Annotated in this window: 28 protein-coding genes; 14 read left to right on the top strand and 14 right to left on the bottom strand. The window is 69.6% G+C overall.

Translation table 11 applies throughout. The features are described from left to right. The first annotated feature begins 156 nt into the window (after positions 1-156). Positions 157-1,029, top strand: coding sequence for a PhzF family phenazine biosynthesis protein (locus tag ABE957_RS13360; protein WP_349759178.1), 873 nt, complete (start codon positions 157-159; stop codon positions 1,027-1,029). 92 nt (positions 1,030-1,121) lie between these two features. On the opposite strand, the gene ABE957_RS13355 is transcribed toward ABE957_RS13360, so the two are convergent. The 3 genes from ABE957_RS13355 to serA form a co-directional block, all read right to left on the bottom strand. After that, on the bottom strand, positions 1,122-1,949 hold the full coding sequence (locus tag ABE957_RS13355) for an IclR family transcriptional regulator domain-containing protein (RefSeq protein ID WP_349759177.1): 828 nt from the start codon (positions 1,947-1,949) through the stop codon (positions 1,122-1,124). 189 nt (positions 1,950-2,138) lie between these two features. Further along, positions 2,139-3,029, bottom strand: coding sequence for a DMT family transporter (locus ABE957_RS13350; protein WP_349759176.1), 891 nt, complete (start codon positions 3,027-3,029; stop codon positions 2,139-2,141). 126 nt (positions 3,030-3,155) lie between these two features. Beyond that, positions 3,156-4,406 (bottom strand): phosphoglycerate dehydrogenase, encoded by a 1,251-nt coding sequence (gene serA, locus ABE957_RS13345; protein ID WP_349759175.1) that lies wholly within the window; start codon positions 4,404-4,406, stop codon positions 3,156-3,158. Between the two features lie 272 nt (positions 4,407-4,678). Between serA and ABE957_RS13340 the strand changes: the two genes are divergently transcribed. The 4 genes from ABE957_RS13340 to djlA are packed head-to-tail and all read left to right on the top strand — an operon-like array spanning position 4,679 to position 8,567. Beyond that, the gene (locus tag ABE957_RS13340) at positions 4,679-4,972 is read left to right on the top strand and encodes an exodeoxyribonuclease VII small subunit (protein ID WP_349759174.1); all 294 of its coding nucleotides are present in this window, start codon (positions 4,679-4,681) and stop codon (positions 4,970-4,972) included. Beyond that, on the top strand, positions 4,962-5,846 hold the full coding sequence (locus ABE957_RS13335; protein ID WP_349759173.1) for a farnesyl diphosphate synthase: 885 nt from the start codon (positions 4,962-4,964) through the stop codon (positions 5,844-5,846). The genes ABE957_RS13340 and ABE957_RS13335 overlap by 11 nt, the downstream gene beginning before the upstream one ends. A 15-nt stretch (positions 5,847-5,861) precedes the next feature. Further along, positions 5,862-7,778 carry a 1-deoxy-D-xylulose-5-phosphate synthase gene (dxs, locus tag ABE957_RS13330; protein WP_349759172.1) on the top strand — a complete coding sequence of 639 codons (1,917 nt, stop codon included), beginning with the start codon at positions 5,862-5,864 and terminating at the stop codon, positions 7,776-7,778. A gap of 27 nt (positions 7,779-7,805) precedes the next feature. Continuing rightward, a complete protein-coding gene (gene djlA, locus ABE957_RS13325; RefSeq protein ID WP_349759171.1) occupies positions 7,806-8,567 on the top strand; it encodes a co-chaperone DjlA in 762 nt (253 codons plus the stop codon). A gap of 114 nt (positions 8,568-8,681) precedes the next feature. Here the strand turns inward: djlA and ABE957_RS13320 are convergent, their stop codons facing one another. After that, positions 8,682-8,963 carry a hypothetical protein gene (locus ABE957_RS13320; protein WP_349759170.1) on the bottom strand — a complete coding sequence of 94 codons (282 nt, stop codon included), beginning with the start codon at positions 8,961-8,963 and terminating at the stop codon, positions 8,682-8,684. A 228-nt stretch (positions 8,964-9,191) separates the two neighbouring features. Here ABE957_RS13320 and ABE957_RS13315 point away from each other — a divergent pair, with 228 nt between their 5' ends. After that, the gene (locus ABE957_RS13315) at positions 9,192-9,821 is read left to right on the top strand and encodes a glutathione S-transferase family protein (RefSeq protein ID WP_349759169.1); all 630 of its coding nucleotides are present in this window, start codon (positions 9,192-9,194) and stop codon (positions 9,819-9,821) included. A gap of 4 nt (positions 9,822-9,825) precedes the next feature. Here ABE957_RS13315 and trhA read toward each other — a convergent pair whose 3' ends face one another. Both trhA and ribA read right to left on the bottom strand, forming a co-directional pair. Further along, positions 9,826-10,497, bottom strand: coding sequence for a PAQR family membrane homeostasis protein TrhA (gene trhA, locus ABE957_RS13310; RefSeq protein WP_349759168.1), 672 nt, complete (start codon positions 10,495-10,497; stop codon positions 9,826-9,828). 55 nt (positions 10,498-10,552) lie between these two features. After that, positions 10,553-11,188 carry a GTP cyclohydrolase II gene (ribA, locus tag ABE957_RS13305; protein ID WP_349759167.1) on the bottom strand — a complete coding sequence of 212 codons (636 nt, stop codon included), beginning with the start codon at positions 11,186-11,188 and terminating at the stop codon, positions 10,553-10,555. Positions 11,189-11,342: 154 nt separating this feature from the next. Here ribA and hemE point away from each other — a divergent pair, with 154 nt between their 5' ends. After that, complete coding sequence (gene hemE, locus ABE957_RS13300; RefSeq protein WP_349759166.1) at positions 11,343-12,419, top strand: uroporphyrinogen decarboxylase; 1,077 nt, start codon at positions 11,343-11,345, stop codon at positions 12,417-12,419. A 7-nt stretch (positions 12,420-12,426) separates the two neighbouring features. Then, entirely contained in the window at positions 12,427-12,810 is a 384-nt protein-coding gene (locus ABE957_RS13295; protein WP_349759165.1) for a VanZ family protein, read from the top strand. Between the two features lie 39 nt (positions 12,811-12,849). On the opposite strand, the gene ABE957_RS13290 is transcribed toward ABE957_RS13295, so the two are convergent. Then, complete coding sequence (locus ABE957_RS13290; RefSeq protein WP_349759164.1) at positions 12,850-13,356, bottom strand: hypothetical protein; 507 nt, start codon at positions 13,354-13,356, stop codon at positions 12,850-12,852. A 223-nt stretch (positions 13,357-13,579) separates the two neighbouring features. Between ABE957_RS13290 and ABE957_RS13285 the strand changes: the two genes are divergently transcribed. Continuing rightward, positions 13,580-14,008: a host attachment protein gene (locus ABE957_RS13285; protein ID WP_349759163.1), complete on the top strand. Its 429-nt coding sequence runs from the start codon at positions 13,580-13,582 to the stop codon at positions 14,006-14,008. A 62-nt stretch (positions 14,009-14,070) separates the two neighbouring features. Here ABE957_RS13285 and ABE957_RS13280 read toward each other — a convergent pair whose 3' ends face one another. Continuing rightward, positions 14,071-14,997, bottom strand: a complete 927-nt coding sequence (locus ABE957_RS13280; RefSeq protein WP_349759162.1) for a LysR family transcriptional regulator — start codon at positions 14,995-14,997, stop codon at positions 14,071-14,073. Between the two features lie 159 nt (positions 14,998-15,156). On the opposite strand from ABE957_RS13280, the gene ABE957_RS13275 reads away from it, so the two are divergent. Further along, positions 15,157-15,933 carry a ferredoxin--NADP reductase gene (locus ABE957_RS13275; RefSeq protein WP_349759161.1) on the top strand — a complete coding sequence of 259 codons (777 nt, stop codon included), beginning with the start codon at positions 15,157-15,159 and terminating at the stop codon, positions 15,931-15,933. 140 nt (positions 15,934-16,073) lie between these two features. Here the strand turns inward: ABE957_RS13275 and glnK are convergent, their stop codons facing one another. The 3 genes from glnK to ABE957_RS13260 all read right to left on the bottom strand — a co-directional run bounded on the left by glnK (position 16,074) and on the right by ABE957_RS13260 (position 18,192). Beyond that, complete coding sequence (gene glnK / locus ABE957_RS13270; RefSeq protein WP_089847718.1) at positions 16,074-16,412, bottom strand: P-II family nitrogen regulator; 339 nt, start codon at positions 16,410-16,412, stop codon at positions 16,074-16,076. Between the two features lie 152 nt (positions 16,413-16,564). Further along, positions 16,565-17,815, bottom strand: coding sequence for an ammonium transporter (locus ABE957_RS13265; protein WP_349759160.1), 1,251 nt, complete (start codon positions 17,813-17,815; stop codon positions 16,565-16,567). 38 nt (positions 17,816-17,853) lie between these two features. Further along, entirely contained in the window at positions 17,854-18,192 is a 339-nt protein-coding gene (locus ABE957_RS13260) for a P-II family nitrogen regulator (protein ID WP_089847715.1), read from the bottom strand. Between the two features lie 291 nt (positions 18,193-18,483). On the opposite strand from ABE957_RS13260, the gene ABE957_RS13255 reads away from it, so the two are divergent. Beyond that, a complete protein-coding gene (locus ABE957_RS13255) occupies positions 18,484-18,891 on the top strand; it encodes an accessory factor UbiK family protein (RefSeq protein WP_349759159.1) in 408 nt (135 codons plus the stop codon). A gap of 114 nt (positions 18,892-19,005) precedes the next feature. Further along, positions 19,006-20,508, top strand: coding sequence for a YifB family Mg chelatase-like AAA ATPase (locus ABE957_RS13250; RefSeq protein WP_349759158.1), 1,503 nt, complete (start codon positions 19,006-19,008; stop codon positions 20,506-20,508). A 42-nt stretch (positions 20,509-20,550) separates the two neighbouring features. Here ABE957_RS13250 and ABE957_RS13245 read toward each other — a convergent pair whose 3' ends face one another. Both ABE957_RS13245 and ABE957_RS13240 read right to left on the bottom strand, forming a co-directional pair. Further along, the gene (locus ABE957_RS13245) at positions 20,551-21,036 is read right to left on the bottom strand and encodes a putative periplasmic lipoprotein (protein WP_349759157.1); all 486 of its coding nucleotides are present in this window, start codon (positions 21,034-21,036) and stop codon (positions 20,551-20,553) included. Next, complete coding sequence (locus ABE957_RS13240) at positions 21,033-22,007, bottom strand: alpha/beta hydrolase (RefSeq protein WP_349759156.1); 975 nt, start codon at positions 22,005-22,007, stop codon at positions 21,033-21,035. The genes ABE957_RS13245 and ABE957_RS13240 overlap by 4 nt, the downstream gene beginning before the upstream one ends. 246 nt (positions 22,008-22,253) lie before the next feature. Between ABE957_RS13240 and ABE957_RS13235 the strand changes: the two genes are divergently transcribed. Both ABE957_RS13235 and ABE957_RS13230 read left to right on the top strand, forming a co-directional pair. After that, positions 22,254-24,428 carry a malate synthase G gene (locus ABE957_RS13235; protein ID WP_349759155.1) on the top strand — a complete coding sequence of 725 codons (2,175 nt, stop codon included), beginning with the start codon at positions 22,254-22,256 and terminating at the stop codon, positions 24,426-24,428. Positions 24,429-24,590: 162 nt separating this feature from the next. Then, entirely contained in the window at positions 24,591-25,004 is a 414-nt protein-coding gene (locus ABE957_RS13230) for a PaaI family thioesterase (RefSeq protein WP_089847703.1), read from the top strand. Here ABE957_RS13230 and ABE957_RS13225 read toward each other — a convergent pair. After that, positions 24,970-25,305 (bottom strand): DUF423 domain-containing protein, encoded by a 336-nt coding sequence (locus tag ABE957_RS13225; protein WP_349759154.1) that lies wholly within the window; start codon positions 25,303-25,305, stop codon positions 24,970-24,972. The genes ABE957_RS13230 and ABE957_RS13225 overlap by 35 nt on opposite strands. Positions 25,306-25,380 lie beyond the last annotated feature (75 nt).

Genomic DNA, 25,380 nt, shown 5'->3' with positions numbered 1-25,380 from the left:
GGGCGCTAGTGTAACGCCGTGCGGGCACGGCTTCAGCCTTGGCCATCGCGCCGGCGAGCCGATGAGCATCTGCCGGGGATGGTGGTGCGGGGCACCCAGCCGTCGTCTAGGCTGAGGTTTTCTATTTTTCACTTTGCTCTGATGGATGCCTCCCTAATGCCACCCTCGCCGCTGTGTTACGCCCTGCTGGATGTCTTCACCGCGACGCCACTGACCGGCAACCCCCTGGCCGTCTTTCCCTACGCGGAGGGCCTGAACGCGACGACGATGCAGGCCATCGCCCAGGAGCTGAACCTCTCCGAGACGATATTCGTGGGGCGAGAGGACGACGATCGGCGTTTTTCGGTGAGAATCTTCACTCCCCATCGCGAGCTGCCGTTCGCCGGCCACCCCGTGGTGGGTACGGCCCACTGGCTGGCCGCTCGGGAGCGCGTCGATCGCACGCGGCCGCTGATACTGGAGGCGCCGGCGGGCGCCCTGAGGGTCCGCTTCGAGGACGACCTGGCGTATTTCACCACCGCGGCGCCGGCCGAACTGGCGGCAAGCTCGTTGGGGAGAAGCGACGCCGCGGCGCTCTTTGGGCTCGAGGCTCAGGAGGTCGTCGCCGATCCGATCCTTGCCTCCTGCGGCCTGCCGTACCATCTGGTACCTCTGACTTCCCGAGAGGCTCTGTCGCGGGCGGCCCCGGCCGCCTCAAACTGGGCGCGGCACGTCTTGCCGAGCGGGATCGAGCAGGTCTATGTGTACGTCGAGCACGACGGCGAGGTCTCGGCGCGGATGTTCACGGCCGGGGCGGGCGTGCTGTATGAGGATCCGGCGACGGGAAGCGCGGCTGCTGCTCTGGCCGGTCACCTTTCCGCCTGCCACGCCGCGACCGTGCGCTGCTGGCGGATTCATCAGGGCGTGGACATGGGGCGACCCAGCGAGATCCTGGTTCGCCCCCGGCCGGATGACCAGGGCCGGGTCAGGGTCGAGGTCGGTGGCCGAGCGGTGATCGTCGGTGAAGGGGTGCTCTATCCGGGTGGCTGAGCCGCGGCGCGACGTGAGTCGGCACCTTCCAGGCCCCGGAACGCACACGCCCGGCCTAAGCCGGGCGTGCTTGGTGTCGGGGCGCGAGGCGGCTACCAGGCCTCCGGTACCCGCCCGCCCAGGCGCGCGGTGATTTCGGCGGCGGTCTCGCGGACCAGCTGGCCGAGCTCGAGCAGTCGCGCCTCGGGAATCCGCGCCACCGGCCCGGAGACGGAGATGGCGGCCAGCGGAATGCCGTGTTCGTCATGGATGCAGGCGGCCACGCAGTGCAGGCCGATGGCGTGCTCCTCGCGGTCGCAGGCGAAGCCCTGGCGGCGGATCTCGGCCATGCCCTCGCGCAGCGACGCGGGCGTGTGCAGGGTGTTCTCGGTGACCCGCGCCAGGCCCCGCTCGTCGAGGATGCGCTCGAGCTCGTCCTCGGGCAGCCAGGCCATCAGCGCCTTGCCGACGCCGGAGGCGTGAAGCGGCGCCCGGGAGCCGAGCCGGGTGATCATGCGCATCATCTGCGGCGACTCGCTCTGGGCCAGGAACACCGCCGTGCCGTCGTCGCGCACGCCGAGGTTGGCGGTCTCGCCGGTCAGCGCCGTGAGGCGGCGCAGGAAGGGGCGACTGGTGCCGAGGAAGTCACGGGCCTCGAGGAAGCTGTTGCCGATGCGGAAGGTCTTGACGTCGATCTTCCAGACGCCGAGCTCGCTGTCCTGGGTGACGAACCCCTGGCTCTGCAGCGCCTGCAGCAGCCGGTGGGTGGTGGAGGGGGCGAAATCCGCCTCCTCGGCCAGCTCCGACAGGGCGAGGCCGCCGGGGCTCGCCGCCAGGCGCTCGAGCAAATTGAGCCCGCGCACCAGCGACTGGCTGTGGCCGCTGGTGCTCTTGCCTGAACCGGCGGGACGTCCCGCCGTCCTGCGCTTGCCTTCGCTCACCCTATCTCTCCTGTCTCATGCTTTAACATCCTAGGATACCGAGTCGGCGGGGCGATGTCGCGCTTCGGAAATGGTTTCCAACTTGCTCCTTCGCCGGCGATGACGACGCGGTTTCAGCGGTGTCGCCAGCGGGGCGGACGCTTCTCGAGGAAGGCCGCGTCGCTGCCGACGAGCGACGGGGTCTTCCTCTCAGGCCGTCGCCGCGGCCTTGCGGCGCGTCAGGCGATCACCGAATAGATAGGCGCCCAGCGCCACCAGGATCAGCAGCGCGCCGGCCAGCATCGAGGCCGAGGGCTGTTCCTGGTTGAGGGTCATGCCCAGCCCCAGCGCCAGCACCGGCGTGATCAGGGTGACCAGGGCCACGGTGGCGGCGTGCAGCCGTGAGAGGATCAGGTAGTAGCAGAGGAAGCCGATCAGCGAGCCGAACACGGCCAGGTAGAGCACCGCCCCGCGACCGCGCTCGCTGAGCGGGATCGACAGCGGCTCGCCGCTGGCCAGCCACAGCGCCAGGAAGCAGGGCAGGCTCATGGCCAGGGCGCCCACGGTCTGCTCCAGGGGCCCGAGGCCGGCCGCCACGCGCTGCACGGCGATGCCGCTGCCGCTGAACAGCGTCACCGCCGCCAGCATCATCGCAAGCGCTCCCAGCTGGCCGCCGCCGAGGGTCAGGCTGTCGGCGAACACCACCCCGAGCCCCGCCAGGCCGAGGCCGCAGCCGAACCAGTGCCAGCCGCGCAGCCGCGTGGCCCCGGGCAGGGCCTGGAGGATCAGCCCCGAGACCAGCGGGGCCATGCCGAACATCACCGAGAGCATGCCCGAGGGCAGGTGCTGGGAGGCGTGGTAGCTCAGCGCCATGGCGCCGAACACGCCGGGCACCGCCGCGGCATAGCTCAGCCAGGCCCGGCGATCCAGGCGCGGGCGGTGGCGGCGCACCAGCAGGATCAGCGCGCCGGCGATCAGCGCGATCAGCATGCGCAGCATCACGCTGCCGATCGGTGCGCCGGCCTCGGCGCTCCACTTGATGGCCAGCGGCGTGGTGGCCCATACCAGCACCACGATCAGGTAGGCCGGTGCGGTCGGCATGGCAGGATCCTCGAGCGAATGGGGCGAACGGCAGGAAAAACGTCGTTACCTGAGCATTATCGCCAAAAAAACCGCCGCGTCGATGACGCGGCGGTGCTGGCGTGGCCCAAGCCTCGAGGGCGAGATTCAGCCCTGGAAGCTGGACTCGGAGTAGAGCACCCGCACCCGCTTGGTGTGGCTCACCTGGCTCAGGGCGTCCAGGGCCCGGGTGCCGTAGTCCTTGTCGACGTCGATGACCACGTAGCCGATGCGCTCGTTGGTCTGCAGGTACTGGCCGAGGATGTTGATGTCGTTCTCGGAGAGCACGCGGTTGATCTCGGAGAGCACCCCGGGCACGTTATCGTGGATGTGCAGCAGGCGGTGCTTGCCCGGATGGGCCGGCAGGGCGACCTCGGGGAAGTTGACCGAGCTGACGGTGGTGCCGTTGTCGGAGTAGGTCACCAGCTTCTCGGAGACCTCGATGCCGATGTTCTCCTGGGCCTCGAGAGTGGAGCCCCCGATGTGCGGGGTGAGGATGACGTTGGCCAGGCCGCGCAGCGGGCTGACGAACTCCTCCTCGTTGCCCTTGGGCTCCACCGGGAAGACGTCGACGGCGGCGCCGGCGAGGCGGCCGGCCTCGAGGGCCTCGGCCAGCGCCTCGATTACCACCACGCTGCCGCGGGAGGCGTTGATCAGGATGCTGTCCGGCTTCATCAGGGCGATCTCGGCCTCGCCGATCATCCAGCGGGTGGAGGCGAGATCTGGCACGTGCAGGCTGACCACATCGGCGCGGGCCAGCAGCTCCTCGAGGCTGGCCACCTGGCGGGCGTTGCCCATGGCCAGCTTGGTCACCACGTCATAGTAGATGACGTCGAAGCCCAGAGACTCGGAGAGCACCGAGAGCTGCGAGCCGATGCTGCCGTAGCCGATGATCCCCAGGGTCTTGCCGCGCGCCTCGTGGGAGTTCTTGGCCGACTTCAGCCAGCCGCCCTGATGGGCCCGGTGACTCTTCTCGGGGATGCCGCGCAGCAGCATGATGGCCTCGGCCAGCACCAGCTCGGCCACCGAGCGGGTGTTGGAGAAGGGGGCGTTGAACACCGGGATGCCGCGCACCAGGGCGGCGTCCAGGTCGACCTGGTTGGTGCCGATGCAGAAGCAGCCCACCGCCACCAGCTTCTCGGCGGCCTCGAAGACGCGCTCGTTGAGCTGGGTCCGCGAGCGGATGCCGATGAAGTGGACGTCGCTGATCTTCTCGATCAGCGTCGCCTCGTCCAGCGAGGTCGGCAGGTGTTCGATGTTGGTGTAACCGGCATTGAGAAGATTGTCCACCGCACTCTGGTGGACGCCCTCGAGTAGCAGGATCTTGATCTTGCTCTTGTCCAGGGACGTTTTGGCCATGGTCGATTCAACCCCTTCGTCGGCGCGCGCCGCATGCATGTGTCATGAAGATGCTGATGAGCCTGGGGCCGGCCGGCAACGCTTCGCCCGGGGCAAGACAGGCTCGAAACAGGGCCGATATCGTACCACAGCCGGCATGAGCCGGGATGAAAATGCTGTGGGCCGCGGATGAGTCCCATGCATGTTGGCACCCCGCTGGCCGGGGCAGACGACCCCCCCGGGAGAGCGTGTATACTGTCGGCCCAAGGATCATCCACCGGCGAGTAGAGGCGATGGCGGAACATCACAGTCAAGGCAGGGACGGGGCCGGCAACGAGACGGCGCCGGCCGACTTCGCCGCCACCGTCGAGCGGCTCGAGCAGCTCGTCGAGCGGCTGGAGTCCGGCGAGCTGTCGCTGGAGGGGTCGCTCGCGGCCTTCGAGCAGGGCGTGCGCCTGACCCGGGACGCCCAGCGTCGGCTCGACGAGGCCGAGCTCAGAGTGCGCACCCTCACCGAGGGCGAGGCCGGCGGCGTCGACCTGCAGCCCTTCGCGGCCCCACCAGCGGAGGATGACGGTGAGCGCTGACGAACTGGTGGCCCGACTGGCCGCGGATCGTGCCCGGGTCGATGCCCGCCTCGAGTCGCTGTTCACCGAGCGGGCGGCGCCCTCGCCGCGCCTGGAGGCGGCGATGCGCCACGCCCTGCTGGTAGGCGGCAAGCGGCTGCGGCCAGTGCTGGTCTACACGGCCGGCCGTGCCCTGGGCGCCGCGGAGGACGCCCTGGACGCCCCGGCCATGGCGCTGGAGCTGATCCATGCCTACTCGCTGGTGCACGATGATCTCCCGGCGATGGATGACGACGACCTGCGCCGCGGTCAGCCCACGGTGCATCGCGCCTATGACGAGGCCACCGCGATCCTCGCCGGCGACGCCCTACAGGCGCTGGCCTTCGAGGTGCTGGCGGCAAGCGAGCACCCGCGGGTCGGCGCCCTGATCGCCGGCCTGGCACGGGCCGCCGGGCGTGACGGCATGGTGGCCGGCCAAGCGCTGGATCTGGCCGCCGTGGGCGGGCATCCACAAGTGGCCGCGCTGGCGGCCATGCACGGTCACAAGACCGGGGCCTTGATCCGCGTGGCGGTGCGCCTCGGCGGGCTGATCGCGGTCGACGAGAACGACGCGCGGCTGGCCGCCCTGGATGCCTATGCCGACGCCATCGGCTTGGCCTTCCAGATCCACGACGACGTGCTTGACGTGACCGGCGACACCGCCACCCTCGGCAAGACCTCCGGGGCCGATGCCGCCCGTGCCAAGCCGACCTATCCGAGCCTGCTGGGGCTCGAGGGCGCGCGCCGCCGGGCCCTCGACCTGGTCGAGACGGGCGTGGCGGCGCTGGCGCCGCTGGGCGAGGGCGCCGCGCCCCTGGCCGACCTGGCCCGCTACATGATCGAGCGTGACCACTGACACCGCAGGCCCCACATGAAGCTGTTCGATGACATTCCCGTCGAGCGTCCGGCCACGCCGCTGCTCGACACCCTGGAGGCGCCGGCCGCCCTGCGCGCCATGAACGCCGGCCAGCTGGCCCAGGTGGCCGACGAGCTGCGCGCCTACCTGCTCTACAGCGTGGGCGTCTCCGGTGGCCACTTCGGCGCGGGCCTCGGCGTGGTGGAGCTCACCGTGGCCCTGCACCAGGCCCTGGAGACGCCCCACGACCGCCTGGTGTGGGACGTGGGCCACCAGGCCTACCCCCACAAGATCCTCACCGGCCGCCGCGCGGCGATGACGGGCATTCGCCAGTATGGCGGCCTGGCCGCCTTCCCGCGGCGCGCCGAGTCGGAGTTCGACACCTTCGGCGTCGGCCACTCCAGCACCTCGATCTCGGCGGCGCTGGGCATGGCGCTGGCCGCCCGTGCCCGCGGCGAGTCGCGCCGAGTCTGCGCGGTGATCGGCGACGGCGCCCTGACGGCGGGCATGGCCTTCGAGGCCCTGGCCCACGCCGGCCACGTCGACGCCAACCTGCTGGTGGTGCTCAATGACAACGAGATGTCGATCTCCGAGAACGTCGGCGGCATGGCCAGCTACCTGGCGCGCATCCTCACCAGCAAGCCCTATACCAGCATGCGCGAGGGCGGCAAGAAGGTGCTCTCTCACCTGCCCGGCGCCCTGGAGCTGGCGCGGCGCACCGAGGAGCACATGAAGGGCATGATCAGCCCCGCCACGCTCTTCGAGGAGCTGGGCTTCAACTACATCGGGCCCATCGACGGCCATGACCTGCCGCTGCTGGTGGACACCCTGCGCAACATGCGCGACCTGGAGGGGCCGCAGTTCCTCCACGTCAAGACGCGCAAGGGCAAGGGCTTCCTGCCCGCCGAGGCCGACCCCATCGGCTATCACGCCATCACCAAGCTCGAGAAGAGCGAGCCGGGCAAGGGGAACGAGACGCCCCCGCCGTTTAAGCCGGCCGGCCAGGCCTCGCGCCCCAAGCAGAAGTACTGCCGCGTCTTCGGCGACTGGATCTGCGACATGGCGGCGGCGGACGAGCGGCTGATCGGCATCACCCCGGCGATGCGCGAGGGCTCCGACCTGGTGCGCTTCTCGAAGGAGTATCCCGAGCGCTACTTCGACGTGGCCATCGCCGAGCAGCACGCCGTGACCCTGGCCGCGGGCATGGCCTGCGAGGCGATGAAGCCGGTGGTGGCGATCTACTCCACCTTCCTGCAGCGCGGCTATGACCAGCTGATCCATGACGTGGCGGTGCAGGAGCTCGACGTCACCTTTGCCATCGACCGCGCCGGCCTGGTCGGCGAGGACGGGCCCACCCACCACGGCAGCCTGGATCTCTCCTACCTGCGCTGCATCCCCGGGCTGGTGGTGCTGGCGCCGGCCGACGAGGCGGAGTGCCGGGCCATGCTCAGCGCCGCCTACCAGCATCCCGGCCCGGCGGCGGTGCGCTATCCCCGCGGCACCGGCCCGGGTGTGGCGACCCCCGATCACCTGGAGCCCCTCGAGATCGGCCGGGCCGAGTGGCGGCGGCGCGGCAAGCAGCGGGTCGCACTGCTGGCCTTCGGCAGCCTCAACGGCCCGGCGGCCGAGGTGGCCGAACGCCTCGACGCCACGCACCTCAACATGCGCTCGATCAAGCCGCTGGATCGCGACGCCGTCATGGCGACCGCCGACGATCATGACCTGCTGGTGACCCTGGAGGAGAACGTGATCGCCGGGGGCGCCGGCAGCGCCGTCAATGAGCTGCTGATGGCCGAGGGGGCCCAGGTCGAGGTGCTCAACCTGGGCCTGCCCGACGCCTTCGTCGAGCACGGCAAGCCCGCCGAGCTGCTCGCCGAGTGCGGCCTGGACGCCGACGGCATCGAGGCGTCGATCCGCGCCTGGCGCGGCTGATTCTTTCTCTTTACCTGCGAGGCGACGATGCTTTTTCTGACTCTGCTCGGTGCGCTACTGGGCTTCTGGATCGGCGGCCCCCTGGGGCTGCTGATCGGTGCCGGCCTCGGCTACTGGCTGGTGCGGCGGCTGCGCAAGAGCGTGCTGGGCCGGCTGGCCGGCGCCCAGGCGCAGTTCCTCGACTCGACCTTCGCGGTGATGGGCTGCATGTGCAAGGCCGATGGCCGCGTCACCGAGGACGAGCTGGAGGCCTCCCGGCAGCTGTGGGATCGCCTGCGGCTCAACGAGGCGCAGCGCGCCCGGGCGCGGGCTGCCTTCAACCGCGGCAAGGCGGCGGACTTCGACCTGGAGGCGGAACTCGCCAGGGTGCGCCAGGTGGTGGGGCGTCAGCACGCCCTGCTGCAGGTGTTCCTGCAGGTGCAGCTTGCGGCGATCACCGCCGACGGTGAGCTGCACCCCGCCGAGCACGAGATGCTGCTGCGCGTAGCTCGCGGCCTGGGCTGCTCCGAGGCCGAGATCGCCCAGATCGAGGCGATGCTGCGCGGCGGCCCCCAGGGCGCCGGCGAGCACAGCGTTTCCCTGGAGGATGCCTACCGGGTGCTGGGGGTCGAGGCCGAGGCCAGCGACGCCGAGATCAAGAAGGCCTATCGCCGCCTGATGAGCGAGAACCACCCCGACAAGCTGGCGGCCAAGGGGCTGCCCGAGAGCATGCGCGAGATGGCCAAGGAGCGCACCAGCGAGATCGGCAGCGCCTACGAGCGCATCCGCAAGGCGCGCGCGGCGGCCTGATCCTACGCTGCGGCTACCGCCCATCGCGGGCCCGTTGATCCCGACGCCGTCCACGAAAAAGCCCCCGAGATCGGGGGCTTTTTGCGTGCCGGGCGGGGTGTGACGGCCGGTGCCTCAGCTGGTGGCCTCGCGGGCCAGGCGGTAGGCGTCGTCGTTGTCGGCGAAGTCGGTCGTGGCGGCCTGCTGGGAGCGCAGCCGCAGGCGGGCTTGGGCCATGGCGTCGCTGCCGCCATCGAGGCGCTCGAGGTCGACCGGCGCGTCCGCGGAGGCGGAGCGCTCGACGCTCGACAGCGGCTCCTGGTTCAGCTGCAGGGCCTTGTCGGTGGCCGGGTCGGCCTGGGCGGCCAGCGGCAGGGCGGCAAGCATCAGGGTGGCGGTGATCAGGGTGGTCTTCATGGCAAGTGCCTCGTCGTGTTGATGTATGACAAGCATATTAATAGCCAGATAAATATTAGGGTAGTTATTGGTTTCGATGGGGGAGATTGAGCGCGGCTATCGGCGACGTGCATCGGCGGCGTGCATCGGGAGCCTGTAGCGTTGACGCACTCCGCCGGACGGCCCGGCTCGCCACATCCCCGGGGTTGCGCTAGCGTGGGGGACCCAGACATCGCAAGGAGTCGCCCGATGATCACCCTCTACGGTTTTCCCAACTCCCGCTCGCTGCGCGCGACCTGGACCCTGGAAGAGCTAGGCCTTTCGTATGCGTATCGCCACGTGGACCTGGGCCATGGCGAAGGCCAGTCGGACGCCTTCCTGGCGCGTCATCCCGACGGCAAGGTGCCGGTGCTGGAGGATGGCGAGCTGACGCTGTTCGAATCGGCGGCGATCTGTCGCTACCTGGCGGAGCGCTACGGCGAGTCGGGCGGCCTGCTGCCGGCGACCATCGAGGAGCGTGCCCGGGTCGACCAGTGGCTCTTCTTCATCATCGGTGAGCTCGAGCAGCCGCTCTGGACCCAGGCCAAGCACAAGTTCGCTCTGCCGGGCGAGCAGCGCGTGCCGGCGGTGCTGCCGACCGCCGCTTGGGAGTTTCAGCGGGCGATCCGCGCCCTGGCGCGTCGCTTCGACGGCGAGGGCTGGCTGGTGGGGGAGCGCTTCACTCTGGCGGACCTGCTGCTGGCCCACACCCTGACGTGGGCCGTGCAGTTCAAGATGCGCCTGCCGCCGACGCTTGCGGCCTATCGCGAGCGCGTCTCGGCGCGGCCGGCGCTGGCGCGGGCCGCGGCCCGGGAGCGCGACGCCGCCGCGTCGGGCTGACGGCTCAGGTCGCGACGGGCAGCACTCCGGTGACCACCGCGAAGTAGTGGCAGGTGCTGCCGCCCATGACGAATAGATGCCAGATCGCGTGGTTGAAGGGGATGGCGCTGACGGCGTAGAAGATCACGCCCAGGGTGTAGGTGACGCCGCCCGCGACCAGCAGGGCGAGGCCGGTGGTGGAGAGGTGGGCCGCCAGGTCGTCCCCGGCCAGCACGACCAGCCAGCCCATCACCAGGTAGAGGGCGACCCGCAGCGCCTCGAAGCGGTGCGGCCAGGCGAGCTTGCAGGCGATCCCCGCCAGGGCCAGCGACCAGACCGTGGCGAGCAGCGTCCAGCCCGTGGGGCCGCGCAGGTTGACCAGCAGGAAGGGCGTGTAGGTGCCGGCGATCAGCAGGTAGATCGCGCAGTGATCCATCGACTGGAAGAGGCGCTTCAGGCGCGGATGGCGCACGCCGTGATAGAGGGTGGAGACGGTGTAGAGCAGCACCAGGCTGGCGCCGTAGAGGCTGATGCCGACGAGCTTCCAGGGGTCGACATGGGCGCCCAGGCTGGCCAGCACCAGCAGCACCACGAGTCCGGCGAGGCTGAGTGCCGCGCCGATGCCGTGGCTGATGCTGTGCAACAGTTCTTCGAAGACGCTGAAGGGCGTCTCGCCATGCGCGGGGGGATGCGTCATCGGGGAAGCCTCCTGCCAGGGAGCGGCGCCGATGACGGAGGGCGTGATCGGTCGCTCAGGGCTTGCGTTCGGTGTCCACGTCGCTGGCCTGGGTGAAGTCGCCCAGCGCCATCATGTGGCCCAGTTTGCCGGCCTTGGTGGTCAGGTACTGTTCGTTATGCGGGTTTAGACCGGTGGTCAGCGGCACGCGTTCCTTCACCGTCACCCCGGCCTGGGTCAGGGCGTCGACCTTGCGGGGGTTGTTGGTCATCAGCCGCAGGGCCGTGATCGCCAGATGATCGAGCATCGGCACGCAGATGTCGTAGCGGCGCAGGTCGGCGGCGAAGCCCAGCTGCTCGTTGGCCTCCACGGTGTCGGCGCCCGCATCCTGCAGCCGGTAGGCGCGGATCTTGTTGAGCAGGCCGATGCCGCGACCCTCCTGGCGCAGGTAGAGCAGCACGCCGCGGCCCTCCGCGGCGATGCGCTTGAGCGCTTCCTGCAGCTGGAAGCCGCAGTCGCAGCGCATCGAGAAGAGCGCATCGCCGGTCAGGCACTCCGAGTGGACCCGGCCCAGCACCGGTTCGCCGTCGGCCACGTCACCCAGGGTCAGGGCGATATGGTCCTTGCCGGTGGCTTCGTCCTCGAAGCCATGCATGGTGAAGGTGGCCCAGGGGGTGGGCAGCCGGGAGGCGGCGATGAATCGAATCGTCACGATGTACCTCGGAGGAAGACCACGGCGTTGCCGACGAGTGAACGATCATTCTATCAGGAAGGCCGGGCGGGCTCACCGTGTGCATCGAGGGCTCATCCCCGGCGCCTTCGATGGGGTACAATGGCGCCCACATTTTCCGTGGACGAGCGCCCGCATGGAACTCAAGAACGACCGCTTTCTGCGCGCCCTGGCGCGTCAACCCGTCGACCGCACCCCGGTCTGGATGATGCGTCAGGCCGGCCGCTACCTGCCGGAGTATCGTGAGGTGCGGGCCCAGGCCGGCAGCTTCATGGACCTCTGCCGCAACCAGGAGCTGGCCTGCGAGGTCACCCTGCAGCCGCTGGAGCGCTACCCGCTGGACGCGGCCATCCTCTTCTCGGATATCCTCACCATCCCCGATGCCATGGGGCTGGGGCTCTTCTTCGAGACCGGCGAGGGGCCGAAATTCCGCAAGCCGGTGCGCACCGCGGCCGAGGTGGATGCCCTGGCGGTACCGGATGCCGAGCGCGACCTGGACTACGTGATGCGGGCCGTCTCGACCATCCGCCGTGAGCTCAACGGCCGGGTGCCGCTGATCGGCTTCTCCGGCAGCCCCTGGACGCTGGCCACCTACATGGTGGAGGGCGCCTCCAGCAAGGACTTCCGCCACGTCAAGACGATGCTCTACGATGCGCCGGACGCCATGCACCGGCTGCTCGACATGCTGGCCCACGCGGTCACCGACTACCTCAACGCCCAGATCCGCGCCGGCGCCCAGGCGGTACAGATCTTCGATACCTGGGGCGGGGCGCTGTCGACGCCGGCCTATCTGGAGTTCTCGCTGCGCTACATGGAGCAGATCGTGGCCGGCCTGATCCGCGAACACGAGGGCCGCCGGGTCCCGGTGATCCTGTTCACCAAGAACGGCGGGCAGTGGCTCGAGGACATCGCGGCGGCGGGCTCCGATGCCGTGGGCCTGGACTGGACCACCGAACTCTCTTCCGCCCGGGCGCGGGTCGGCCATCGCGTTGCCCTGCAGGGCAACCTCGATCCCAACGTGCTATTCGCCCGGCCCTCGGCGATTCGTGCCGAGGTGGCGCGCACCCTCGACAGCTACGGGCACGGCCCCGGCCACATCTTCAACCTGGGCCACGGCATCAACCAGTTCACCAACCCGGATCACGTCACGGCCTTCATGGACGCCCTGCACGACCTGAGCCCGGCCTACCACCGCCAGATCGCCCAGGACTGAGGCGGCGGTGGCGCCGGTAGTTCCGAAAGGCGAGACGAAATGGCGCCGCCTGTGGGCGGCGCTGGCCGTGCTGGCGGCCCTGGTGATCGCCTGGGGCAGCCTGACGCCAGGGAGCGAGCTGCCCGAGTCGCTGCCCTGGGACAAGGCCAGCCACTTCATCGGCTACGCCGGCCTGGCGGGCCTGATCGGGCTCGCCGGGGTGCGCCTGCCGCAGGCCCTGCTGATCAGCGTGCTGTTCGGCGCGGCCATCGAGGTCGCCCAGATTCCCGTGCCGGGTCGCTTCGGAGGCGATTGGCACGACCTCCTCGCCAATACCCTGGGGGCGGCCTGCGCGGTGTCCGCGCTCAATGTCCTGCGCTACCAGCAAGGGCGCCGCCCGGTCCGGGGATGAGCCCGGGATGAGCGCGCGGCGTCCTCCTCGGTCCGGCCCCTAGAGCCGCGGCTCGCTGGCCGCCGTCGGTTCCGCCTCGCCTGGGTGGTTCAGGTCCAGGGTGGGCTCGTCGGCGACGCGGGCCGGCGCCCGGCGATCGGCGCGGCGCACCACCCGCGGGCTGCCCAGGACGCTCTCCTCCTCGTCGGCGGTACGCCGCGCCCCGCTGGTCCAGGACTGGGCGTCGTCATGCACCGCCGGTCGCCGCTCAAAGGAGCGGGTGACCACGGCGGCCGGGGCGAAGCCGGGGCGCTGCGCCTTCAGGTGGTGGGGCAGCAGGGCGAGCTCGGCCACCAGGCGCAGGGCCATGGCGGCCAGCAGCCAGAGCCCGCCGCCCAGCGCCAGGGGCGGCCAGGCGCTGGCCAGCTCGAGAGACGGCGTGAGCCATGGCGTGCGGGGCGCCAGCCACAGGGCGGCCCCGGCCAGCAGGCCGAGCTGCAGCAGCAGGTGGCAGGTGAGCACGGTGGCGCGGGCCAGCGGCCGGCGGGGAAACAGGAACTGTCGCATGGGGGATCCTCCCGGGGGAATGCACATCGCGGCGATGAGGCGTGCCGACCTCCGTGTCGGGCGAGGCGTGATGCTACCCCAGTTCCCGTCCTCCTGCAGTCCCGGCGTGTTACCGGCGTTGCCGGTTGACCAACCCCGGGGCGCTTGCCAATGTTGAATGACGGACGAAGGCGGGCGTCCCTCGGACGGGCCTTCGTCCACCCACCGGCTTCGAGGAGCGACTATGACGACCTATATCGTGGTGGCGGATGCGGCGCGGGCTCGCCTGTTTACCCGCGATGGACTCACGATCAGTGAGCTGGATAGCCTGGTGCACGCCGAGGGGCGCCTGCACGAGGGCGATCTGGTCACGGATCGCGGGGGCGATGTCCACGAGTCGGCCTCGACCACGGCCCGCAGTGCCGGCGGAGAGAGCGTGGCGACCCAGCATCATGAGGAGATGTTTGCCCGCGAGGTCGCCGAGCGGCTCTATCGCGCCCGCGTCGACAACAGCATGGAGAAGCTGATCCTGGTGGCCCCGCCGCGTTTTCTCGGCCAGCTGCGCGACAAGGTCGACGGCCCCACCGCCAAGCGGGTGATCCACTCGCTGGCCAAGGACCTCACCAAGGCCTCCCTCGCCGATATCCAGGAGGCGGTCCGCGACCTCCGCTAGGCCTCTTTCGCGTCAGGCGGCCCGGCCATTGAGCCGGGCCGTTCTTTGTCAGGGCTTCGGCGTCAGGGCACCTGGGGCAGGTCGATCTGGTCGCTGCGGCGAATGCCCTCGGTCATCTGGCGGCACAGCTTGAGGAACTCGCGCATGCCGGTGGCCAGGTACTTGTGGCGGTGCCAGATGAAGGTGAACTGGCGGCTCAGGTCCAGCTCCGGGGTGGCGATGGGCACCAGGCTGCCGCGACGGAAGGCGTCACGCAGCGCGAGCTTGGAGACGCAGCCGATACCGAGCCCCGACTCCACCGCCCGCTTGATGCCCTCGGTGTGCTCCAGCTCGAGCAGGATGTTGAAGCGCCCGCGGCGGTGTCGGGCGGCCTGCTCCAGGGTCAGTCGGGTGCCGGAGCCCTGTTCGCGCATGATCCAGGCTTCGCGCAGCAGCCGGTCGAGCTCCACCGGGCCGCCGCGTGCCAGCGGATGGCGTGGTGAGCAGAACACCGCCAGCTCGTCCTCCACCCAGGGCTGGGTGATCACGTCCTCCTCCTCGCACTGTCCCTCGATCAGCCCCAGGTCGAGCTCATGCTGGCGCACGCTCTCGATGATGGTGCGGGTGTTGCGCACCGAGAGGCGCACCCGGCTGCCCGGGTGGCGCTGCATGAAGTCGCTGATCAGCAGCGTCGCCAGGTAGTTGCCGATGGTCAGGGTGGCGCCCACGTCGAGGATGCCGATGCCCTGCTGGCCGCGCAGCAGCTCCTCCACCTCCTCGGCGCGATCGAGCAGGGCCACCGCCTTGGGCAGCAGCTGGAAGCCCAGCGCATTGAGCTTGAGGCGCTTGCCGAGGCGATCGAGCAGCCGGCAGTCGAACTGGCGTTCCAGCTCGGCCAGGGCGGTGCTGGTCGCCGACTGCGAGAGCGCCAGGGCGCGGGCCGCCCGGGAGACGCTCTCGTGCTGGGCGACGGCGACGAAGACCTCCAGCTGGCGCAGGGTGTAGCGCATGACGCTCCTTGGCGGGTGTGATCTCTAGAGCTTATATCCAGAGTATAGATAAGCGTTATCCATACAATCCATTTAACAGATAAACTCCCGGCTCTTAGAATTGCTGTATCGATCTATTGGGCAAATTTATTCGTTTTTGGAATATCAAAAGGAGTCGGCATGAGCAAGTTTGCGCTTGAGGACGTTCTCAGTGTGCACCACTGGAACGACACCCTGTTCAGTTTCCGCACCACCCGGGAGCGCAGTCTGCGCTTCAAGAACGGCCAGTTCGTAATGATCGGCCTCGAGGTGAACGGCAAGCCGCTGATGCGGGCCTACTCCATCGCCAGCCCCAACTACGAGGACCACCTGGAGTTCTTCAGCATCAAGGTGCAGGACGGCCCGCTGACCTCACGGCTGCAGCACCTCAAGGTGGGCGATCAGATCATGGTCAGCCGCAAGCCCACCGGCACCCTGGTCACCGACGACCTGCTGCCGGGGCGCAACCTCTACCTGCTCTCCACCGGCACTGGCCTCGCGCCCTTCATGAGCCTGATCCAGGACCCGGAGGTCTACGAGCGCTTCGAGAAGGTGGTGCTGGTGCACGGCGTGCGCAACGTCAACGAGCTGGCCTACGCCGACTTCATCCAGAAGGACCTGCCCGCCCACGAGTACCTGGGCGAGGAGATCAGCGAGAAGCTGGTCTACTACCCCACGGTGACCCGCGAAGAGTTCCACACCATGGGGCGGCTGACCGATCATATCCGCAGCGGCAAGCTCACCGAGGACATGGGCCTGCCGGCCATCGACCCGAAGCAGGATCGCGCCATGATCTGCGGCAGCCCGGCGATGCTCGACGACACCAGCGCGCTGCTCGACGAGCTCGGCTTCACCATCTCGCCGCGCATGGGCGAACCCGGCGACTATGTGATCGAGCGCGCCTTCGTCGAGAAGTAAGCGCCGAGCTTCAAGCACCGAGCCGTTCGGTGACGGGCGGTAGGTAGCGAGGCAGAAACACGAAACCCCACCGGGCTAACCTCTGGTGGGGTTTCTTGCTACTTGCTACTGGTCACCTGGACCAAGGTGCCGCCTGGCGCCTAGACCGCGTCCTTGCCGGTCTCGCCGGTGCGGATGCGCAGCACCTGTTCCAGGGCGGTGACGAAGATCTTGCCATCGCCGATCTTGCCGGTGTTGGCCACCTGGGTGATGGCATCGATCACCTTCTCGGCCATGTCGTCGTCCACGGCCACCTCGAGCTTCACCTTGGGCAGGAAGTCGACGACGTACTCGGCGCCGCGATAGAGCTCGGTGTGCCCCTTCTGGCGGCCGAAGCCCTTGACCTCGGTAACGGTGATGCCCTGGACGCCGATCTCGGAGAGCGACTCCCGTACGTCGTCGAGCTTGAACGGCTTGATGATGGCGGTCACCAGTTTCATGGTCTTGATCCTCGTCGTGTCCGTGGGTCGGTGGCGAGCGCCGCCACCCTTGCCGTACTCATTGTGCCAGAGCATACACCCGGTGTGAGAGGAATGAAAAAGCCCCCCGAAGGGGGCCAGGACGTGCGCATGGGCTCACACGGGGGCGCGTCTCACGACTTGGCGACGCCGAACTCGGGGTAGGCCTCCAGGCCGCATTCGGTCAGGTCGACCCCCTCGTACTCCTCCTCCTCGGTGACCCGGATGCCCATCACGGCCTTGAGGATCAGCCAGACGATCAGGCTCGCCACGAACACCCAGAGGAAGATGCCGAGGATGCCGATGATCTGCGGACCGAAGCCGGCTCCGCTGTTGGTCAGCGGTACGGCCAGCACGCCCCAGATGCCCACCACGCCGTGCACGGAGATGGCACCCACCGGGTCATCCAGCTTCAGCTTGTCCAGGGTCACGATGGCGGCGACCACCAGCAGGCCACCCACGGCGCCAATCAGCGCGGCACCCAAGGCGCTGGGCGAGAGCGGGTCGGCGGTGATGGCCACCAGGCCCGCCAGGGCGCCGTTCAGCGACATGGTCAGGTCGGCCTTGCGGAACCACAGTTTGGCCAGGATCAGCGCGGCGATCACGCCGCCGGCGGCGGCCGCATTGGTGTTCACGAACACCTGGGCCACGTTGTTGGCGGAGGAGACGTCGGACATCTTCAGCTCGGAGCCGCCGTTGAAGCCGAACCAGCCCATCCACAGGATGAAGGTACCCAGGGTGGCCAGCGGCAGGTTGGCGCCGGGGATGGCGTAGATGCTGCCGTTCTTGCCGTACTTGCCCTTGCGCGGGCCGAGCACGATGACCCCGGCCAGTGCCGCCGCCGCACCGGCGAGGTGCACGATGCCCGAACCGGCGTAGTCGGAGTAGCCAACCTCGGCCAGCCAGCCGCCGCCCCAGGTCCAGTAGCCGGACACCGGGTAGATGAAGCCGGTCATGACCACGGCGAAGGCCAGGAAGGCCCACAGCTTCATGCGCTCGGCCACGGCGCCGGAGACGATGGACATGGCGGTCGCTACGAACACCACCTGGAAGAAGAAGTCCGAGCGCATGGAGTAGTAGGGGGCGTCATCGCCGCCGGCGAGCACCGCCTCGACCCCGTTCTCGCTGCCGATCAGCGCGCCCAGGCTCGGCAGGAAGCCGCCGGCATCGCTGGAGTACATCAGGTAGTAGCCGACCAGCAGGTACATGGTGCAGGCGATCGCGAACAGGGCGATGTTCTTGGTGAGGATCTCGGCGGTGTTCTTGGAGCGCACCAGGCCCGCCTCGAGCATCGAGAAGCCGGCGGCCATCCACATCACCAGCACGCCGCAGATCAGGAAATAGAAGGTATCGAGCGCGTAGCTCAGTTCGGGAAGTTCACTCATGGGTGTCTCTCCACGTCGGGAAGGAAAGGGAGGGGCCGTCAGACGGCATCGGCACCGCGCTCGCCGGTGCGGATGCGGATCACGTCCTCCAGCGGCGTGACGAAGACCTTGCCGTCGCCGATCTTGCCGCTGTTGGCCGCGCTGCAGATGGCGTCCAGCACGGTCTCGAGGCGCCCGTCGTCCACGGCGACCTCGACCTTGACCTTGGGCAGGAAGTCGACGACGTACTCTGCACCGCGATAGAGCTCGGTGTGGCCCTTCTGGCGGCCGAAGCCCTTGACCTCGGTGACGGTGATGCCCTGCACGCCGTTATCGGCGAGCGCCTCGCGGACGTCGTCGAGCTTGAAGGGCTTGATGATGGCGGTGATCAGCTTCATGACGGATCTCCCCTGCTGAAGGTGGGCGGCGTGGTGCCCCCCGAGAAGTGGTTGTCCTGACGCTGCGTAAACCGTGCCACTTTCCACGATAATTTCGTGAAATCAGTTGGCTGTAGGGAGATGTCGGCTCGCCATTCGACGGCGTGCGCGAGGCGTGCGGAGAGTGTGCACTCTTCTGGTGCCTGGGCGTGGCGCACGTGCACCAGAAGCAGGCAGCGGCGGATGATGCGCCCTGCCGGTGGCTTGCGTATCCTCTGGACAGGCATCCACTCACGATTCAGGAGAGACACCATGGTGAGCCACGATCGCATCAGCCGCCTGGCCCAGCAGATCGGCGACCGGCTGCAGGGGGCGTCCCAGGCCCCGGAAGAGGTGCAGAAGGGCATCCAGCAGGTGGTCAAGGGCGCCTTCGATCGCCTGGAGCTGGTGTCGCGGGAGGACTTCGACATCCTGATGGACGTGATGCAGCGCACCCGGTCGCGGGTCGAGGCGCTGGAGCAGCAGGTGGCGGCGCTGGAAGAGGCGCTGGATGCCGACGCCTCGCAGGAAACGGCGAGCGCCTCGGCCGAGGCGCTGCCGGAGGCGCCGAGTGCTGCCTCCGCGAGCGAGTCGAATCCCGAGCCCGGCCCCGGCCCCGAGGCAGGCAGCGATGATTCGCGCCCCGAGGAAGACGCCGGCGCCGGCGAGTCCCACCGCTGATCCTCGCCCGGTGGGGGCGCCCCTCGCCGGGCGCCCCTCGCCGGGCGCCCCCCGCCGGGCGCCCCCCGCCGGCCTGGTCTAGCCTGAGGGCAGACAGGCAGCGAGGGATCGCGCATGACGCTGGCAATCATCCACACCCGGGCCGGCCTCGGACTCGAGGCGCCCGAGGTGCTGGTCGAGGTGCATCTGGCCAATGGACTGCCCGGCATCACCCTGGTGGGTCTGCCTGAGGCCGCGGTGAAAGAGAGCCGCGAGCGCGTCCGCAGCGCCCTGGTCAACGCCGGCTTCGACTTTCCCCTGCGCCGCATCACCCTCAACCTCGCCCCCGCCGACCTGCCCAAGGAGGGTGGCCGCTTCGACCTGCCCATCGCCCTGGGGCTGCTGGTGGCGTCGGGCCAGGTGCCGCCCGAGGCCCTCGACGGGGTCGAATGCGCCGGCGAGCTGGCCCTGGACGGCCGGCTGCGACCGCTCAGCGGGGTGCTGCCGATGGCCATGGCCACGCGCCAGGCGCGCCGCCGGCTGATCGTGCCTCGGGCCAACGCCGATGAGGCGGCCCTGGCCGGCGACCTCGAGGTGCTGCCCGCTGATCACCTGCTCGAGGTGGTGGCCCACCTGCTCGGCCAGACCCCGTTGCTTCGCCACCGTGCGCCTGGCCCCGCCCCGGCGTCGGAGCCGGGCCCGGACCTCGCCGACGTGCGCGGCCAGCACCAGGCCCGTCGCGCCCTGGAGGTGGCGGCCGCCGGTGGCCACAACCTGCTGTTCGCCGGCCCGCCCGGCACCGGCAAGACCATGCTGGCCAGTCGCCTGCCGGGCATCCTGCCGCCCCTGACCGAGCAGGAGGCGCTGGAGGTGGCGGCGATCCGCTCGGTCAGCGGGCTGTCCCACGCCGCCCAGTGGGGCGTACGCCCCTTCCGTGCCCCTCACCATACGGCGAGCGCCGTGGCCCTGGTGGGCGGCGGATCGAAGCCGCGACCCGGGGAGATCTCCCTGGCCCATCGGGGCGTGCTGTTCCTGGATGAGCTGCCGGAGTTCTCCCGTCACGTGCTGGAGGTGATGCGCGAGCCCATGGAGTCGGGGCAGATCCATATCGCCCGCGCCAACCACGAGCGACGCTTCCCCGCCGGCTTCCAGCTGGTCGCGGCGATGAACCCCTGTCCCTGCGGGCACCTGGGCGACCCGCGCCGGCCCTGCCACTGCACGGCGGCACAGATCCAGCGCTACCAGTCGCGGCTCTCCGGTCCGCTGCTCGATCGCATCGACCTCCAGGTGGAGGTGCCGGCGCTGGCGCCGGAGCAGCTGACCTCCCGGGAACCGGGCGAGTCTTCGGCGGTGGTGCGCGAGCGGGTGCTGGCGGCGCGGGCGAAGCAGGCCGCCCGCGGGGGACTCAATGCCCAGCTGTCCGGACGCGCCCTGGAGGAGGCCTGCGGCCTTGAGGCCGAGGATCGGGCCTGGCTCGCCGGCGTGCTGGAGCGGCTCAGGCTGTCGGCGCGGGCCTACCATCGGGTGCTGCGGGTGGCCCTGACCCTGGCCGATCTGGCCGGGGAGGCGCGCCCCGGGCGCGACCAGCTGATCGAGGCCATCGGCTATCGACAGCTCGATCGGCTGCTCAAGGGGTGATGGCTCAAGGGGCTTTGATGGAAAGGGTGACGCCGCCCGCGGTCAGAGGGCCGTGGCGTCCAGGGCTCCGCTGATCTCGGTGCGCCAGGCGGGCTCATCGCGTCCCAGGTGGCGCAGCGTCAGGCTCAGGCGGTAGGGCAGCAGCTCGCGGTCCGAGAGTGTCAGGCGGGGGCCGTCGGCGGCCAGGCGGCTCTCCAGGCGCCACTGGTTGTCGTGGCCGCCTGCCGCCATGGCCGCTCGCCACTCCAGCACCTGGGGGCCGTCGTCGACCGCCAGCAGGGCGCGGGTCAGGCTCTCGAGCAGGCGCCCGTCGGTGAGCCCCAACCGCGCATCGACCTGTGGCATGGCCAGCAGCAGGACCTCATCGACCGCCGGGTGCGGCAGGGGCGGGGTCGCCGTGACCCGTTCGGCGGCGCGCTCGCTCAGGCCGAACAGCGCCTGGCGCACGCTGGTCGGCTGCTCCGGGGCGCCGGCGCAGCCGGCGAGCAGCAGCAGCGGGGCCAGCCACCGAATCAGCAGACGCCTCATGGCGCCTGTCTCCGGGCGTGCGGGTCGTCGGTCGCGGCCAGCGTCGCGACGAAGCGGTCGAGCACCGTGAAGAGCTCGCGGCGAATCGGCTCGGCCTCGTTGACCAGGTGATGGCGGGCCTCGGGGTGGCGATGGATCTCGGCATTGGGGAACTTGCGGTTAAGCACTTCGAGGTTCCATTCCCAGTCCACGGTCAGGTCCTGCTCGCCCTGCAGGATCAGCGTCGGCACCGGGCTGGGTGGCAGCGCCAGCAGCCGCGGCATCCAGCGGCGCATGGCGCCGACCCAGTCCATCGCCAGGCGGTCGGCCTGCAGGGGGTCGCCCTCGCGCAGGAAGTCGGCGAACTCGGCATCCGTGGAGTTGGCGCGAAACTTGCGCGGGATCGACTCCACGAAGGGGCCCACCAGGCGGTGCAGCCAGCTAGACTGGTTCCACCCCCAGGGCCGCACCAGCGGGGCCAGCAGCGCGAGTCCCGACCAGTGGCCGTCGTCGCCGCGGGTCAGGGCATCGGTGGCGAGAATCGCCGCCCCGGTGCTCTGGCCGACGCCGAGCCAGGGGCGCGGGGCCAGCCCCTCGTCGTGAAGATGTTGCTGCAGGTGGTGCAGGCAGCGGCCGTAGTCCTCGAAGTCGTCGATGGAGGCGCGGCGGCCGCTGGAGAGGCCGTGGCCTGGCAGGTCCCAGAGCACGACCCGCCAGCCCCGCGCGAGCAGGCACTCCAGCAGGTGGCGGTAGAGGCCGAGGTGGTCGAAGTAGCCGTGCACGACGAAGGCGGTGCCGATGGGCGTGTCGGGGCTCCAGACCTGGGTCCAGAGGCGAAAGTCGCCGGCCTGCAGGTAGCCCACGTAGAGTCCCACCCGCTCGGCGAGCAGGGGCGCCAGGCCGTAGTGGCCCAGGTAGCGCTCGAGCGCCTGACCGGATAGGTCGGCGGGGGCGAGGGGCCCCAGGGCCTGCAGGGGGGTAAAGTCGCTCATCGGTTTCTCCGCAACGCTCGTTCATGCTAGCGCCAAGCCGAGGGCGCGACCAGCGAAGCCTGGTGGCGGGCCTGCGGGGAGGGGCTTGCGGCCTTATCATTTGGTCTAGCTTCCGGCCCGTCATGGCGGCAATGGCTTTACATGTGGAAGCAATTTCCACAAAATCGATGCTACGCAGTCATCTTTCCCTGTCCGGCCGGTCGGTGCCAGGGGGCACCGAGCAGCCAAGCACGAGGAGTACGACCCATGACCCAACGCATTGCTCGCCACCGCCTCCAGGTGGCCGCCGAGCTGGACCGCTTCATCAACGAACAGGCCCTGCCGGGCAGCGGCGTCGACCCCGAGGCCTTCTGGCGCGGGGTCGATGCGCTCTTTAACGACCTGGCCCCGCAGAACCGCGAGCTGCTCGCCGAGCGCGACCGCCTGCAGGAGAAGCTCGACACCTGGCACCGCGAGAACCCCGGCCCGGTCCGCGACCTGGCCGCCTACCGCGCCTTCCTCGAGGAGATCGGCTACCTCGTCGAGGCCCCGGCCAAGGTCGGCGTGACCACCGCCAACGTCGATGACGAGATCACCACCCAGGCCGGCCCGCAGCTGGTGGTGCCGGTCAATAACGCCCGCTATGCCCTCAACGCCGCCAACGCGCGCTGGGGCAGCCTCTACGACGCCCTCTATGGCACCGATGCCATCCCCGAGGACGACGGCGCCGAGAAGGGCGCGAGCTTCAATCCGAAGCGCGCCGAGAAGGTCATCGCCTACGCCCGCGGCGTGCTCGACCGCGCCGCGCCGCTGGCCAGCGGCTCCCACGGCGACGCCGTGGGCTACGCCCTGCGCGATGGCCAGCTGGTCGTCTCCCTCGAGGGCGGCGGCGAGACCGGCCTGAAGGATGCCGATCAGCTGGTGGGTTTCGACGGCGAGGCCGCCTCGCCCTCCGCGCTGCTGCTGGGCCATCACGGCCTGCACCTGGAGATCCAGATCGATCCCAGCGACGCCATCGGCAAGACCGACCCGGCCGGCGTCAAGGACGTGATCGTCGAGGCCGCGCTGAGCACCATCATGGACTGCGAGGACTCCGTGGCCGCGGTGGACGCCGAGGACAAGGTCGGCGTCTACTCAAGCTGGCTGGGCCTGATGAAGGGCGACCTGGAGGAGCAGGTCGAGAAGGGCGGCAAGACCATCACCCGCCGCCTCAAGGGCGATCGCACCTGGCAGGGCGTCGACGGCGGCAGCGTGACCCTGCCGGGTCGCTCGCTGATGTTCGTGCGCAACGTCGGCCACCTGATGACCACCCCGGCGGTGCTCGACGCCGAGGGCAACGAGCTGCCCGAGGGCATCCTCGACGGCATCGTCACCTCGCTGATTGCCCTGCACGACCTGAAGAAGGGCGAGGGCGAACCGCGCAACTCGCGCACCGGCTCCATGTACATCGTCAAGCCGAAGATGCACGGGCCGAAGGAAGTCGCCTTCGCCAATACCCTGTTCGGCCGCATCGAGGACATCCTCGGCATGACCCGCGATACCCTGAAGATGGGCATCATGGACGAGGAACGTCGCACCTCGGCCAACCTCAAGGCGTGCATTGCCGAGGCGCCGTCGCGGGTGGTGTTCATCAACACCGGCTTCCTCGACCGCACCGGTGACGAGATGCACACCGCCATGGAAGCGGGCCCGATGATCCGCAAGGGCGACATGAAGGGCTCCGCCTGGATCCAGGCCTACGAGAAGAGCAATGTCCAGGTCGGCCTGGCCTGCGGCCTGCGCGGTCGCGCCCAGATCGGCAAGGGCATGTGGGCCATGCCGGACCTGATGGCGGACATGCTCGAGCAGAAGATCGGCCACCCCAAGGCCGGCGCCAACACCGCCTGGGTGCCGTCACCGACCGCCGCGACCCTGCACGCCCTGCACTACCACCAGGTGGACGTGGCGGCCCTGCAGCGCGAGATGGAAGGCCAGGGCGAGCCGGACCTGCTCGATGACCTGCTCACCATCCCGGTCGCCGAGACGCCCGAGTGGAGCGACGAGGAGATCCAGCAGGAGCTCGACAACAACTGCCAGGGCATCCTCGGCTACGTGGTGCGCTGGGTCGAGCACGGCGTGGGCTGCTCCAAGGTGCCGGACATCCACGACGTGGGCCTGATGGAGGATCGCGCCACCCTGCGGATCTCCAGCCAGCACATCGCCAACTGGCTGCGCCACGGCGTGGTCGATTCGGCTCGCGTCCAGGAGACCCTGGAGCGCATGGCCCAGGTGGTTGACAAGCAGAACGCCGGCGATCCGAGCTACACGGCGATGAGCGACGACTTCGCCGCCTCCACCGCCTTCCAGGCCGCCAGCGACCTGATCTTCAAGGGCTGCGAGCAGCCCGCCGGCTACACTGAGCCGCTCCTGCACCACTGGCGCGCGGTGCACAAGGCCAAGTAAGGCCGCCTGCCCCCGCCTCGACGACGCCCCCGCGGTCCTGCCGCGGGGGCGTTTTCGTGCGCGACCGGCGTTGAGGCGCTCGACGTTCGGCGACTGTCGATCGCAGGCGGGTTTCGCTATCGTGGACGCTCGCCCTCATCCTCTATCGCCGAGAGACGCGCCATGACCGTGATGACCGCCGCCGCCATCGAGGACTTCCTCGACGAGGTCTTTCCCCAGCGCACCGGCACTATCGAGGGCGTCGGCGAGATGCGCGCCACCATGAGCCTGGCCATCGAGGACGAGCACCTGCGCCCCGGCGCCAGTGTTTCCGGCCCCACCTTGATGGGCCTGGCCGACGTCTGCCTCTACGTGGCGATCCTTGCCCAGATCGGCCCCGAGCCCATGGCGGTGACCAGCGACCTGCACTGCCGCTTCCTCCGCCGGCCCCGGGGCGATCGCGACGTCATCGCCAACGCCCGGCTGCTCAAGCTGGGGCGCCGCCTGGCGGTGGGCGAGGTGCAGCTCTTCTCGGCGGGGGACGAGCAGCCGGTTGCGCTGGTCACGGCCACCTATGCGCTGCCGGACGGCGACTGATCATGCCTAATCGGCCGATACCGGTCAGCGCCAGAGCGTAGAGCGAGCCCGAGAAGAGCCCCATGCCCCCCGCCCACAGGCCCAGCGCGAGCCGCTGGCCGGCGAGCGGCGTCGCGGCGCGCCAGGCCAGCACGGCGAGCAGCGCCAGGGTGTGCCAGGCCTGGTAGCGCACGCCGGTCTCGAAGGCGGCCGCCAGGCGCGGCGAAAGCGCTCCTTCCAGGGCGTGGGCGCCGAAGGCGCCGGCCATGACCACCAGGGCGCCGGAGAGGGCCGCCCCGAACCACCATCCTCTGTCCTGCATGGGTAGGTCTCCTCTTCCTCTCCGGGGTGGCGTTTGGCCGCCCACCGTACCCCGGCGGCGCGTTAGCCGCTACAA

The organism is Halomonas pelophila (assembly GCF_040196315.1).
Lineage (GTDB): Bacteria > Pseudomonadota > Gammaproteobacteria > Pseudomonadales > Halomonadaceae > Halomonas > Halomonas pelophila.
The sequence above is the reverse complement of the archived record's forward strand: the minus strand, read 5'-3'. Positions and strand labels throughout refer to the sequence as shown.